Here is a 12396-nt window from a genome sequence, read left to right as displayed (position 1 = left end):
CGCAGCTTTAACGCGGCGCCATGCGGATTCCTCCGTCGAGCCGGATGCACTGGCCGTTGAAATAGCTGTTCGTGGCCAGTTGCAGCGCCAGCGAGGCATATTCTTCCGGCTTGCCGAGGCGTTTCGGGAAGGGCACCGAGGCTGCCAGCGAGTTCAGCACCTTGTCGGAGGCGCGCAGCATCAGGGGCGTCGCAAAGATGCCCGGCATGATCGAGTTGACGCGGATGCCAAGGTCCATCAGGTCGCGCGCCATCGGCAGGACGAGGCCGTTGACGCCCGCCTTGCATGATCCGTACACGACCTGTCCGATCTGGCCGTCCTGCGCCGCGACAGATGCCGTCAGCGTGATGCAGCCACGCTCGCCGTCTTCCAGTTCCGGCAGGTAGGCCATGCCTTCCGCCGACAGCGAGGCGATCCGGTAGGAGGCCACCAGCACGCCTTCGGCGCCGAAGGCATAGTCCGCCGTAGGCAGGCGCTTGTACTTCGCGTTTTCCTTGTCCCAGCTCAGCGTCTTGCCGCCTTTCGCTGCCATCGCGCAGTGCACCGTGATGCGTTCCTGCCCATGCGCCTTGCGGGCCTTTTCGAAGCCCTCGACGCAGCTCTCCTCGCTCATGATGTTGACGTTGCAGAAGATGCCGCCGATTTCCTTGGCGGTCGCTTCGCCGGCTTCGGCGTTGATGTCGAAGATGGCGACCTTCGCGCCGGCCTTGGCGAGGGCGCGGGCGGTGGCCTGGCCGAGGCCCGAGGCGCCTCCAGTGACGATGGCGGCGGTGTCTTTGGTGATCTGCATTGTTGTCTCCCTTGGTGTTTTGTCAGTTGGCGGATGATGTCAGGCGGGCTCTGCGACGAAGCCCTTCCAGGTTTTCATGTAGGTGAGGAAAGCGGGGCCGAGCCCTTCGGCCTTCAGGTGCGCTTCCGGCACGGGCAGGGCGATGGGCGTGAAGGCCGGATCGGCGGCGACCTTCTGCGGGAAATCATGATGCAGGATCGCGCCCCGCCCGATGACGACATAATCGAGCCCCGCGTCCATTGCGCGCTGGCAATCGCTGCCGGTGAGGATCTTGCCGGCCGCGCCGAGGCGAGTTCGCCCGCGCGGCAAGGCGCCGAAATGTTCGACCAGCGTCTTGCCCTTGAAAGTGGCGTCCACCGGCTCCTTGAAACTGTCCCAGAGTGACATGTCGAGATAGTCGATCCGGTCATCCTTCAGCAGCGCGCCGGCGAGGGCGATGATCTCGGTCATGTCCATGCCGAAGCGTTCCGGCGACAGGCGCACGCCGAGGGAAAAGTCCGGTCCGCACTGCGCGCGCACGCCCTCGATACATTCATAGAGGAATCGCGCGCGGTTCTCGAAGCTGCCGCCGTATTCGTCCGTCCGCTGATTGACCTCGGCGGAAAGGAACTGGCAGATCAGGTAGCCATGCGCGCCGTGCAGTTCCACGCCGTGGAAGCCGGCTTTCTCTGCGCGCCTTGCGGCGGCGATGAAGGCATCGCGCGAAGCTTTCACTTCATCGAGGCTCATCGCGCGGGCCTTGAACTCGTCATTGGCGGAGGGGCAGTGAGGTGCCTCGCCGATCAGCTCTGCAGGTGAGCGCATGCCGGCATGGTGCAGCTGCACGACGGAGTGCGTGCCATTTTTATTGAGCGCGGCGGCGAGGCGGGAGAGGCCGGGCAGGTGCTTGTCGGCGAAGATGCCGAGCTGGCCGGGAAAACCCTGACCCTTCGCCTGCACATGCGCCGCGCAGCTCATCGTCAGGCCAAAGCCGCCCTCGGCGCGCTTCACAAGCCAGCGGAATTCGTCATCGCTGAGCACGCCGTCGGCATGGCTCTGCAGGTTAGTCAGCGGGGCGAGCATGAAACGGTTCTTCCATGCGGGGCCGCGGGCGAGGGAAAGGGGGGAGTGGAGCGATGTCATGCCAGGCACAATGGCGCGGGCGCGCGCGGCGTCAATTCTGCCGTGGGGTAAGAGGCTCACACCTCCCTGACATCCGCCCCCAGCGTCTGCATGTGCCCCAGGAATTCCGGATAGCTCGTGTCGATCATGGTGATGTCGTCGACGCTCACCGGCTTCTGCGCGGCTGTGCCCATCACCAGCGCGCTCATCGCGATACGGTGGTCATGGTGGGTGGCGACGAGGCCGCCGCCGGGAACCGGGCCGGCGCAGCCCTGAACGATGAAGCCGTCTTCGGTCTCCTCGACCTTGACGCCATTGACGCGCAGCATGGCGACGATGGCCTTGATCCGGTCGCTCTCCTTGACGCGCAGCTCGTCGGCGCCGGTGACGCGTGTTTCGCCGGCGGCGAAGGCGGCGAGCACGGCGAGGATGGGGAACTCGTCGATCATCGAGGCGACGAGGCGTTCCGGCACAGCGATGCCGCGGAGGCCGGCATAGCCCGCGTGCAGGTCGATCAGGCGCTCGCCGGCGGCCTCGCCGCGTTCTTCGGCGCCGAGATGGGCGCCCATCAGGTTTGCGACATCATAGAAGCCGGAGCGGGTCGGGTTCGACATCACGCCTTCGACCATCACATCGCCCTGCGGCGAGAGAATGCCGGCGGCGATCAGGAAAGCGGCCGAGGACGGGTCGCCCGGAATGGCGGCGTCGAGGGCGTGCAGGGGTTGCTTGCCGGCAATAGAGATTTCCATCTCGCCGGTGCCTGGGCGGGTTGAGAAGCCGAGTTTGGCGCCGAATCCCTGCAGCATCCGCTCTGTATGGTCGCGGGTCGGTTTGGCCTCGACCACAACGGTCGTGCCCACAGCGTTGAGGCCGGCGAGCAGCACGGCGGATTTCACCTGCGCACTCGCCTGCGGCGGGGCGTAGCGGATTGCTGTCAGCGCTTTGGACCCTGTCAGCGCAAAGGGAAGGCGCCCGTCCGGTCCGGCGGTGTCCCTCAGGCCCATCTCGCGCAGGGGCTTCAGCACCCGGTTCATCGGGCGCGAGGAGAGTGAGGCGTCGCCGCACAGCTCCGCGGTCAGGTCGAACCCGGCCATCACGCCCATCATCAGGCGCGAGCCGGTGCCCGAATTGCCGAAATCGAGCGGTGCCGCCGGTGAGGTAAGCCCCTTGGGGCCGACCCCGGTCACTTCCCAGGCGCCCGGCCCGGTGCGGGTGACGGTGGCGCCGAGCGCCTGCATGGCCGCGCCGGTGCGGATCACGTCATCGCCTTCGAGGAGGCCGGTAAACCGGCTAGTGCCGCTGGCGAGGCCGCCGAAGATCAGGGCGCGGTGGCTGCAGGATTTGTCGCCAGGTGCGCGGATGGCGCCGCTGAGGCGACGGACGGGTCGGCTGGTCCAGACCATGGGAGGAAGGCTCTGAATGATTGAGGGATTGGTACTTCAATTGGGGCTTTGACAGCGCCGGGCGTTCATGGCAAGCGCCGCGCCAGTTCAAAATCGGACCATCCCCTCAGAAGGAGCCGCCATATGGCCAAGGACAAGCTCGGCACCAAACAGGTCTGCCCGTCCTGTGAAGCCCGTTTTTACGACCTCAACAAGCGCCCGGCAGTCTGCCCGAAATGCGGCAACGAGTTCGATCCCGAAGACGAAGTGATCCGCACCACTATCACCAAGGTGAAGGCCAAGGCCGCCCGCGCCGCCGTTAAAGCAGTGGATGAGGACGAGGAAGAGGCCGAGGAAGAGGAAGACGCCGTCATCCGGGATGATGAGGATGACGAGGCCGCCGAGGCCGAGGTCGAGGACGAGGAAGACGAGGAAGTCGCCAAGGAACTCGACGGCGAGGAAGATGATGTCATCCTCGAAGGCGCAGACGATGAGGAAGAAGAGCCTGCAGCCGGCAAGGTGGCGGGCGGCTTCTCCGAAGACGGCGACGATGACGATGATGACGAAATCCTGATCGCGGACGATGATGATGAGGAATTCGAAATCGACGACGAGGACGGCGATGACGACCTTGAAATCGACGAAGAAGACGAAGACGAACGGTAAATAGGGCTTGAAAGCGCGGGAGGCTGAGACTAATCCTCCCGCTTCCCGGTCCGGGGCCATAGCTCAGTTGGGAGAGCGCTTGCATGGCATGCAAGAGGTCAGGGGTTCGACTCCCCTTGGCTCCACCAGGACCCTTGTTTTCAGGCATCCGCGTCAAAAAACGGGCATTTCGCCTGCCTGAACACCTTTGTCAGCCCTTGCCGCGCGAATGCCGCAGGCCGGTGCTTGAACCGGACACAATCGGAGCCCACCTTTCCCTCATGGCAGAGCCCCCGCCTGCCAGCGCATCCCAAGGGAGCGCGGAAAGGAGTGGACCCATGACGACCGGCCTGAAATCGACTGTGAAATCGAACCCCTTCGAAGGCGACGCCTTTGTCTACATCCGCCATCTGGACGAGGGCGAGATCCGGGCCATGCTGCCGCCCGACGCGCTCGACGATGTCGGCGATCCGGACGACCTGTTCGTGGTCACCGCTGCCGACGGCCGCAGCCTGGCGATCGTGGAGGGCCGCGAGGCCGCCATCGCCGCCGCGCTTGCCAACGACCTGAAGCCGCTCAGCGTTCACTGATCCGGCGCACAGCCGGCCGATCTTGCTTTTCCCCTGAGAGAAGATGACACTCGCGTCATTCTGATCCGGGGAGGAGTTCCATGAAACTGATGCGTCTCGCGCTCGCGGCGCCTCTCGTGCTGGCCATTGTTGCCTGCGGCCAATCCGTCGAGCAGCGGGCCGGGCCGGGCATTCCCCAACTGCCGCCGCCGGTTTCGACCGAGGGTGATTTCGGATCGAACCTGCAAGCGGCGCTGATTGCGGCGAAGAATGGCGACACGATCGTTCTGCCGGAAGGCACCTTCACGCTCACCGATCCGCTCTCGCTGGATGTCGGCGGCGTTACCGTGCGCGGGGCAGGGCAGGACAAGACGATCCTCGACTTCACGAACCAGGCCGGCGCAGGCGAAGGCCTGCTGGTCACGTCCGATGATGTGACGCTGATGGACTTCGCCGTGCGCAATACCAAAGGCGACGGCATCAAGTCGAAAGGCGCAGACCGCATCACCTATCGCTATCTCACGGTCGAATGGACCGGCGAGCCGAAGGAGACGAACGGCGCATACGGCGTCTATCCAGTCGAATCGCGCGATGTTCTGGTGGAGAATGTCACCGTACGCGGCGCATCTGACGCCGGCATCTATGTCGGCCAGTCCTCGAACATTGTCGTGCGCAATTCGATTGTCGAGTTCAACGTCGCGGGCATCGAGATCGAGAACTCCACCGGCGCGGATGTGTATGGCAACATCGCCCGCAACAATACTGGCGGCATCCTCGTGTTCGACCTGCCTGACCTTCCGGTGGGCGACGGAAATTCCACGCGTATCTTCAACAACCAGATCCTGGCCAACAATACGCGCAACTTTGCGCCGGAAGGCAATATCGTCGCCAGCGTGCCGTCCGGCACCGGCGTCATCATCATGGCCAACCGCAACGTGCACATCTACGGCAACACGTTCGACAATAACCGCTCGGCGCAGGTGCTGATCTCGGCCTACAGCCTTCCGTTCACGGATGCTTCGTACAATCCACTGCCGCGCGAGATCGTGGTGCGCGGCAATACTTACGGCGCCGGCGGCAATGATCCGCAAGGCATGCTCGCGCCGCTGGCGCAGGCGATTGGCGGTGCGCTGCCGCCCATCGTCTGGGACGGTGTCACCAGCTGGCCGGGCGCGGCGCCTCAGGATGTGAACCTGGTGATCGGCGAAGCGCCGGAGATCGGCTTCCTGAATTTCGGCGTGGGTGCCTATCCGCTCGACCCGGCCGCCCTTCGTCCGTCGCCGGAGCGTCCGGTGGCCTCGGCGCCGCCGGCGGAGCCTGCCGCGATTGTGCTGCCCCAGCTGAAGTAGTTGCCCATGCGTCTTGCCCTGTCCATCGCCCTTGCCGGCCTCCTGTCCGCGTGCGGGCAGGCGAAGGCGCCGGGGCCGGACATGGGCGTGATCCTGGCGGAGGCGCCGGCGGCGAAACTGTCGGCCTATGGCTTGTTCGAGGATATGGCGACAGCCGCTCCGTCGGCGCGGGTGGAGCCCTACACGCTCGTCAATCCCCTCTTCTCTGACCATGCGGCGAAGGATCGGTTCGTCTTCGTTCCCGCAGGCGAGACTGCGGATTATCATGATACGGAGGTTTTCGGCTTTCCGATTGGAACCGTTCTGGTGAAGACGTTCCGCTTCGCGCCGGACATGCGCACGCCGGAGGAAGGGGCCTACCGTGTCGAGACGCGGCTTCTCATCCACAAGGCCGACGGCTGGGCGGCCTATCCTTATGTGTGGAATGCGGAGCAGACGGAAGCGGAGTATGCGCCCGTCGGCGCGCGCCGGACCATCGAGACAATCAGCCCGGCGGGCGAAGCGATCTCGATTGCCTATGCGGTGCCGAACCAGAACCAGTGCAAGACGTGCCACCAGTCCGGGCGCGACATACAGCCGATCGGCCTCAAGGCGCGGCACCTGAGCCATCACGGCCAGCTCGATGCGCTGTCAGCGAAGGGTGTGATCGGTCCGCTCCCGGTTCATCTGCCGTCGGAGCCGGCGGCGTTTGATGTGTCGCTCCCCGTCGAGGCGCGGGCCCGCGCCTGGCTTGATATCAACTGCGCGCATTGCCATAAGCCGAACGGGTCGGCGTCGAACTCGGGGCTCATCCTGTCGGCGCTGGAAACGGACCCTGTGAAAATTGGTATCGGCAAGCGTCCGGTGGCAGCGGGGCGCGGGGCGGGGAACCTCTTGCAGATCATTGTGCCAGGTGATCCCGAAAGCTCGATCCTCGCGTTCCGGCTGGCCTCGGTCGAGCCCGGCGTGGCGATGCCGGAGCTCGGGCGAAGTGTTCCGGACCCGGACGGTCTGGCGCTGGTGCGCGACTGGATCGCGGAGATGGAACCGCGTTGAGGCTTGCCGGTCTCAGCCCGGAGACTAGTTGATCTTCCGGAACGCGCACTTGGCCCGGAGATATCCCACATGAAATGCCTGTACCCGCTCGCCGCCCTTCTGCTCGCGGCCTGCGCCACACCGGTTGCGCCCGCTGCGCCTCCGGCGCCTGTCCTTACGGCCAGCGATCTTGATGGCACCTGGGACGTTACGTTGTTCTGGTCGGCGACCGAGCCGCCGAGTTCCACCATTATGGTGCTGGCGGCTGCACCGCCGAACAAGGTGACCGGGTCCTTCTACCAGTCGGATTTCCTGGAAGGGGAATATTCCCTGCGGGGCAATACGCTCGCCTTTGGCAGTGTCACCACGGATGGCGATGCGCTCTACAGTCATTCAGGCCGCCTCGTGGACGGCAAGATCGAAGGCCAGACCTTGTCGCACGGACGCGATTTCCTCATGATATGGGTCGCCACGCGGCGCGCCGAGGAGGCGGTGCCCTCGCCCTGACAGGAGGCTGCGCCATGACCCCTCGCATTCTCGTCGATGCCGATGCCTGCCCGGTGAAAGATGAGATCTACAAGGTCGCGTTTCGCCTTGGGGTGCCGGTGGTGATCGTTGCGAACAGTTATATCCGTATTCCGGAACATTCGCTGATCACGCGCAAGATTGTCAGTGACGGGTTCGATGCCGCCGATGACTGGATTGCCGGAGAAGCGAACGCTGCGTCGCTTGTCGTCACGGCGGATATTCCGCTGGCTGATCGCTGCCTGAAGGCCGGCGCGAAAGTGCTCGCGCACAACGGCAAACCCTTCACGCCGGACTCGATCGGGGGCGCGCTCGCGAGCCGCGCGATCATGGCTGACCTGCGTGTCGGGGTTGCCGGAATCGGGGCCGGAGGTCCTGCGCCCTTCTCGAAAGCCGACCGGTCGCGCTTCCTGTCCGCCCTTGATACGGCGCTGGTGGCGCTGAAGCGGGCGGCGAATTAGACCGCACGCGGACACTTGCCCTTAACGGGCGCCGTGCTATGGGCCGGGCATGAACCAGATCACGCTGCACAAGGGCGACCTGCCGGCTGGCCTCAGCTTCGGCTCCGTCGTTGCCGTCGATACCGAGGCGATGGGCCTTAATCCGCAGCGGGATTATCTCACGCTCGTGCAGCTGTCTGCCGGCGACGGAACCGCCCATATCGTGCAGCTCGGCCGCGATTTCGATTGCCCGAACCTGAAGGCGCTGATGGTCGATCCGAAGGTCGTGAAGCTGTTCCACTTCGCCCGGTTCGATATTGCCATGATGCGCCGCTGGATGGGGATTACGGTTTCCCCGATCTGGTGCACCAAGATCGCCTCGCGTCTCGCCCGCACTTATACCGACAAGCACGGCCTGAAGGATGTCGCCCGCGAAGTGGCCGGGATCGACATGTCGAAAGCGCAGCAAAGCTCCGACTGGGGCGCCGAGAAGCTGACCGACGCCCAGATCCAGTATGCCGCTTCGGATGTGCTCTACCTCCACCAGATCAAGGCGGGCCTCGAGGCCATGCTGGCGCGCGAAGGCCGGCTGGGGCTCGCCGAAGCCTGCTTCGCCTTCCTGCCGACCCGCGCCGAACTCGACCTTGCCGGATGGGGCGAGGAAGACATCTTCGCGCACAGCTGAGCGCCTGTAGCCTGCGCTTTCACTCCGGCCCCATCGCGGGTAAGCATATCGCCTGAACGCATCGCAGGATCAGGCCAAGCCGCCGAATGGACGCCAGCCTTCATCACGACCCGGCCACGCTCTGGGCCCCGCGCCGCCAGCTGACCCTGGCGCAGGCGCGCCGCCGGTCGCAGCGGGTGAAATACCTGCGCTATGTCTTCGTCGGCGCCGCCGCGGTGGCCATCGGCCTGTTCATGGGCTTCGTGATCCGCAGCGCGCTAACCCAGGAAACAGATCCGCCCCGTATCAATGACGAGGAAGCGGTGACGATGATCAATCCGCGTTTCACGGGCCGCGATTCTGCCGGCGAGATCTTCACGATCACCGCCGAAGCCGCCCAGCGCCGCCGGGCTGAGGATGGGGTGGTCGATCTCGTCAATCCGGTGATGCGCGATGCCAAGGGCTCGGAGCTGAAAGCGCCGACCGGCTTCTATGACCGGGAGAAGGGCATCCTCGAGCTTTACGAGGCCGTCAACATCACCGATGCGGCCGGCTATTCCTTCCTCAGCCGCGGCGCCCGCCTGATCCTGGGCGAGGACCGGGTGGAGGGATTGTCACCTCTGGAAGGCAAGGGACCCCTTGGCGATATCAGGGCGGACTCGTATGAAATTCTCGACGGCGGCAACCGCATTGTCTTTGAAGGCAATGTGACGACCGTGATCTATCCTCAACCGGCCGATGAGGCCGCAACGACTGAAAGTGAGCCCGATGGCACTCCGTAAAGCCGCTGGCATTGTTCTGGGTCTCGGCCTTGTCTTCGCCGCCCTTCCGGCCGCCGCGCAGATTTCGTCCGAGGGTGGGCCGATCTACATCAATTCGGCGCGCACCGAGAGCCTCGAGAATGAGCGCAAGGTGCTTCTGGTCGGCAATGTCGACATCCAGCAGGGAACGGCGCGCCTGCGGGCCGACCGGGTGACCGTGCTGTTCGCGCCCCGGGCCAGCGGCGGCAATGCCTCCGGCAGCAGCATCATGGGCGGTTTCGGCCAGATCGAGAACATCGTCGCCGAAGGCAACGTTTATTACGTTACCCCCGAGATCAAGGCCAAAGGTGACCGCGGCGTTTACGAACTCGCCACCGATACAATCACCATGACCGGCAATGTCGCCCTGATGCGCGAGCGCGACGTGGCCGAGGGCCAGACCCTGAGAATGGAGGTCAAGAACCGCCGGACAACGCTGGAAGGCGGCAATGGCCGTACCCGGATGGTCATCGATCCGTCGACCCAGCCCGGCCAGACTCAGTGAATTTGAACAGGTTGGTGAAACCGATCTTAAGTATGCCCTGTTAGGGTTCATCCGGGCCGGAAAGAGCCCGCACACAGGATGGAAAACGGATGAATGAAGCGGCCGAAGGCCTGGTAGTCAGCAATCTTGCCAAGTCTTTTGGCAAGCGCCAGGTCGTCCGCGACGTGTCCCTTTCCCTTGCGCGCGGCGAAGTTGTCGGCCTGCTTGGACCCAACGGGGCCGGCAAGACCACCTGTTTCTACATGATCATGGGACTGATCGGGGCCGATTCCGGCGCGATCTCCATCGATGGCGAGGATGTCACCCGCCTGCCGATGTACCAGCGGGCGCGCCTCGGCGTGGGTTACCTGCCCCAGGAGGCCTCGATCTTCCGGGGCATGAGTGTAGAAGAAAACGTCATGGCAGTTGCGGAACTGGTCGAAAAAGACTCCGCTGCCTGCCTGGCCCAGGTCGATGGCCTGCTCAGCGAACTGCACGTGGAACACCTCCGCAAGCAGCCGGCAACTTCCCTTTCGGGCGGTGAACGGCGGCGGGTGGAGATTGCACGCGCGCTCGCGTCTCGTCCGAGCTTCATGTTGCTGGACGAACCGTTCACCGGCATCGACCCGCTCGCCATCTCCGACATTTCCGACCTTGTCCGCTTCCTCAAGCAGCGCGGCCTCGGCGTTCTTATCACGGACCACCAGGTCCGCGAGACGCTGCAGATCGTCGACCGGGCCTATGTGATGTATGATGGCGCGGTCCTCTTCAACGGCACGCCGGAAGACGTGCTGCGGAACGAAGACGTGCGCAGGGTTTATCTGGGTGAGCAGTTCGCCGCTTGATTCAGGGGGCGCGGCCAATGGCCATGAAACATTCACTCGACATGCGCCAGGGCCAGTCCCTGGTGATGACGCCGCAGCTTCAGCAGGCGATCAAGTTGTTGCAGCTGTCGAACCAGGAACTTGCCGAATTCGTCGAGGCCGAACTGGAGCGCAATCCGCTCTTGCAGAAGGTCGAGGACGAAGGCCCGGCGCCGTCGGAGACGATCGAGCGCGAGAGCCGCGATGACGGCGCCGAGGCGCGCGACCAGCTGGATGCTCCGGGTGAGGACGTTTACGAGCCTGGCACCGGTTCGGACGCCGCGCTGCCGGCGAATGCGTCCGGCCCTTCGGCGAAGACCGACTGGTCGACCGCAAGCAGTGGTCAGGCCTCCGAGGATTTCGATTATACCGCCAACGTTTCCAGCGATGTGACGCTGCAGGAACACCTGCATGCGCAGCTGAACTTCGCCGGCCTGTCGGACGCCGACCGTCTCATCGCCGCGCGCCTGATCGACGAGACGGACGAGACCGGATACCTGCGCGCGCCGATCGTCGATATTGCCGAAGCTCTGGGTGCGGACATTGCGAATGTGGAAGCCGTGCTCGGCGTCTGCCAGGGTTTCGACCCGACCGGTGTGATGGCGCGCTCGATTCCGGAATGCCTTGCCCTGCAACTGAAAGATCGCGGACGGCTGGACCCGGCGATGCAGGCGATGCTGGACAATCTGCATCTTGTCGCCAAGCATGACATCAAGCAGCTGATGGATGTCTGCGGTGTCGACAAGGCTGATATCCAGGACATGCTGCTGGAACTGCGCCAGCTTTCGCCGAAACCGGGCGCGGGATTTTCGAGCGATACGACCGTTGCCGTGGCGCCGGATGTTTATGTCCGTGAGCTGCCGAATGGCATGTATGCGGTGGAGTTGAATTCCGACACGCTGCCGCGTGTGCTGATGGACAAGGCGTATTATGCGGAAGTCACGGCGCTGCCGATGCGCGACAAGGAGAAGGAATTCATCTCAGAATGCGCCGCGTCGGCGACCTGGCTGATCAAGTCGCTCGACCAGCGCGCGCGCACGATCCTGAAAGTGGCGAGCGAGATCGTACGCCAGCAGGACGGGTTTTTTGCGCACGGCGTGGCACACCTTCGGCCGCTGAACCTGAAACAGGTGGCGGACGCGATCGAGATGCACGAATCGACTGTCAGCCGCGTGACGACGAACAAATACATGTCGACCCCGCGCGGCCTGTTCGAGCTGAAATATTTCTTCTCTGCCGCGATCCCCGCAACCGGCGGCGGCGAGGCGCATTCCGCGGAAGCCGTCCGTCATCGGATCAAGCAGCTGATCGATGAGGAGTCGGCAGAGGACGTGCTCTCCGATGACCAGATCGTCGAAATTCTCACTGGCTTCGGAATCGATATTGCCCGCCGCACGGTGGCGAAATACCGCGAGAGCCTGAACATCCCCTCGAGCGTGCAACGCCGGCGTATGGGCAAGGCGGGGTAGGGGCATTTGAGTTTTGCTCGGCGCTGTTCGCGGGCTGAAGCCCGCGGCGCCTGCGCCTTCGCTTTGCTCGTGGGGCATCAGGCCTTGAGCGCAGCGCGTGCGTCCGGAGCGGCGGGGGCCGGCCGGTTCTGTTTCTCTGTGATTTCGCAGCTCATCCTGAGCGAAGTCGAAGGATGGACAGGCTCACCAGCACTTCGGCACATGCCCATCCTTCGACTTCGCTCAGGATGAGCTACTTGGCGGCAGCGACTGGGGCGCTGGGGCCCGGCGTTCGCCGGGATGACAGGAATCTAGGATGTGT

Annotated in this window: 14 protein-coding genes and 1 tRNA gene; 12 read left to right on the top strand and 3 right to left on the bottom strand. The window is 64.3% G+C overall.

The annotated features are described in order from the left end of the window. Positions 1-7: 7 nt before the first annotated feature. From ACK4TE_RS15360 to aroA, 3 genes are read right to left on the bottom strand one after another with little or no spacing between them, the layout of a single operon-like run. On the bottom strand, positions 8-790 hold the full coding sequence (locus tag ACK4TE_RS15360) for an SDR family oxidoreductase (RefSeq protein WP_409912414.1): 783 nt from the start codon (positions 788-790) through the stop codon (positions 8-10). Positions 791-829: 39 nt separating this feature from the next. Continuing rightward, positions 830-1912, bottom strand: coding sequence for an NADH:flavin oxidoreductase (locus ACK4TE_RS15355; RefSeq protein WP_409912413.1), 1083 nt, complete (start codon positions 1910-1912; stop codon positions 830-832). A 56-nt stretch (positions 1913-1968) separates the two neighbouring features. Further along, complete coding sequence (gene aroA, locus ACK4TE_RS15350; protein WP_409912412.1) at positions 1969-3294, bottom strand: 3-phosphoshikimate 1-carboxyvinyltransferase; 1326 nt, start codon at positions 3292-3294, stop codon at positions 1969-1971. A 123-nt stretch (positions 3295-3417) separates the two neighbouring features. Between aroA and ACK4TE_RS15345 the strand changes: the two genes are divergently transcribed. The 12 genes from ACK4TE_RS15345 to rpoN all read left to right on the top strand — a co-directional run bounded on the left by ACK4TE_RS15345 (position 3418) and on the right by rpoN (position 12095). Continuing rightward, positions 3418-3939, top strand: coding sequence for a TIGR02300 family protein (locus ACK4TE_RS15345; RefSeq protein ID WP_409912411.1), 522 nt, complete (start codon positions 3418-3420; stop codon positions 3937-3939). Between the two features lie 52 nt (positions 3940-3991). Then, positions 3992-4067: transfer RNA gene (locus tag ACK4TE_RS15340), tRNA-Ala, on the top strand. A 189-nt stretch (positions 4068-4256) separates the two neighbouring features. Beyond that, on the top strand, positions 4257-4508 hold the full coding sequence (locus ACK4TE_RS15335; RefSeq protein ID WP_409912410.1) for a DUF1150 family protein: 252 nt from the start codon (positions 4257-4259) through the stop codon (positions 4506-4508). Between the two features lie 80 nt (positions 4509-4588). Beyond that, positions 4589-5836, top strand: a complete 1248-nt coding sequence (locus ACK4TE_RS15330) for a parallel beta-helix domain-containing protein (RefSeq protein WP_409912409.1) — start codon at positions 4589-4591, stop codon at positions 5834-5836. Positions 5837-5842: 6 nt separating this feature from the next. Further along, a complete protein-coding gene (locus tag ACK4TE_RS15325; protein WP_409912408.1) occupies positions 5843-6871 on the top strand; it encodes an SO2930 family diheme c-type cytochrome in 1029 nt (342 codons plus the stop codon). 69 nt (positions 6872-6940) lie between these two features. Then, on the top strand, positions 6941-7357 hold the full coding sequence (locus ACK4TE_RS15320) for a hypothetical protein (RefSeq protein WP_409912407.1): 417 nt from the start codon (positions 6941-6943) through the stop codon (positions 7355-7357). Between the two features lie 14 nt (positions 7358-7371). Next, positions 7372-7836 (top strand): YaiI/YqxD family protein, encoded by a 465-nt coding sequence (locus ACK4TE_RS15315; protein ID WP_409912406.1) that lies wholly within the window; start codon positions 7372-7374, stop codon positions 7834-7836. 49 nt (positions 7837-7885) lie between these two features. Continuing rightward, positions 7886-8500 carry a ribonuclease D gene (locus ACK4TE_RS15310; RefSeq protein ID WP_409912405.1) on the top strand — a complete coding sequence of 205 codons (615 nt, stop codon included), beginning with the start codon at positions 7886-7888 and terminating at the stop codon, positions 8498-8500. An 86-nt stretch (positions 8501-8586) separates the two neighbouring features. Beyond that, positions 8587-9261 carry an LPS export ABC transporter periplasmic protein LptC gene (gene lptC / locus ACK4TE_RS15305; protein ID WP_409912404.1) on the top strand — a complete coding sequence of 225 codons (675 nt, stop codon included), beginning with the start codon at positions 8587-8589 and terminating at the stop codon, positions 9259-9261. Beyond that, positions 9248-9784: an LptA/OstA family protein gene (locus tag ACK4TE_RS15300; RefSeq protein ID WP_409912403.1), complete on the top strand. Its 537-nt coding sequence runs from the start codon at positions 9248-9250 to the stop codon at positions 9782-9784. Before lptC ends, ACK4TE_RS15300 begins: the two co-directional genes overlap by 14 nt. An 89-nt stretch (positions 9785-9873) precedes the next feature. Then, entirely contained in the window at positions 9874-10608 is a 735-nt protein-coding gene (lptB, locus tag ACK4TE_RS15295; protein WP_409912402.1) for an LPS export ABC transporter ATP-binding protein, read from the top strand. 17 nt (positions 10609-10625) lie between these two features. Further along, a complete protein-coding gene (gene rpoN / locus ACK4TE_RS15290; RefSeq protein ID WP_409912401.1) occupies positions 10626-12095 on the top strand; it encodes an RNA polymerase factor sigma-54 in 1470 nt (489 codons plus the stop codon). Positions 12096-12396 lie beyond the last annotated feature (301 nt).

Source organism: Hyphomonas sp. (assembly GCF_046313975.1).
Lineage (GTDB): Bacteria > Pseudomonadota > Alphaproteobacteria > Caulobacterales > Hyphomonadaceae > Hyphomonas.
The sequence above is the reverse complement of the archived record's forward strand: the minus strand, read 5'-3'. Positions and strand labels throughout refer to the sequence as shown.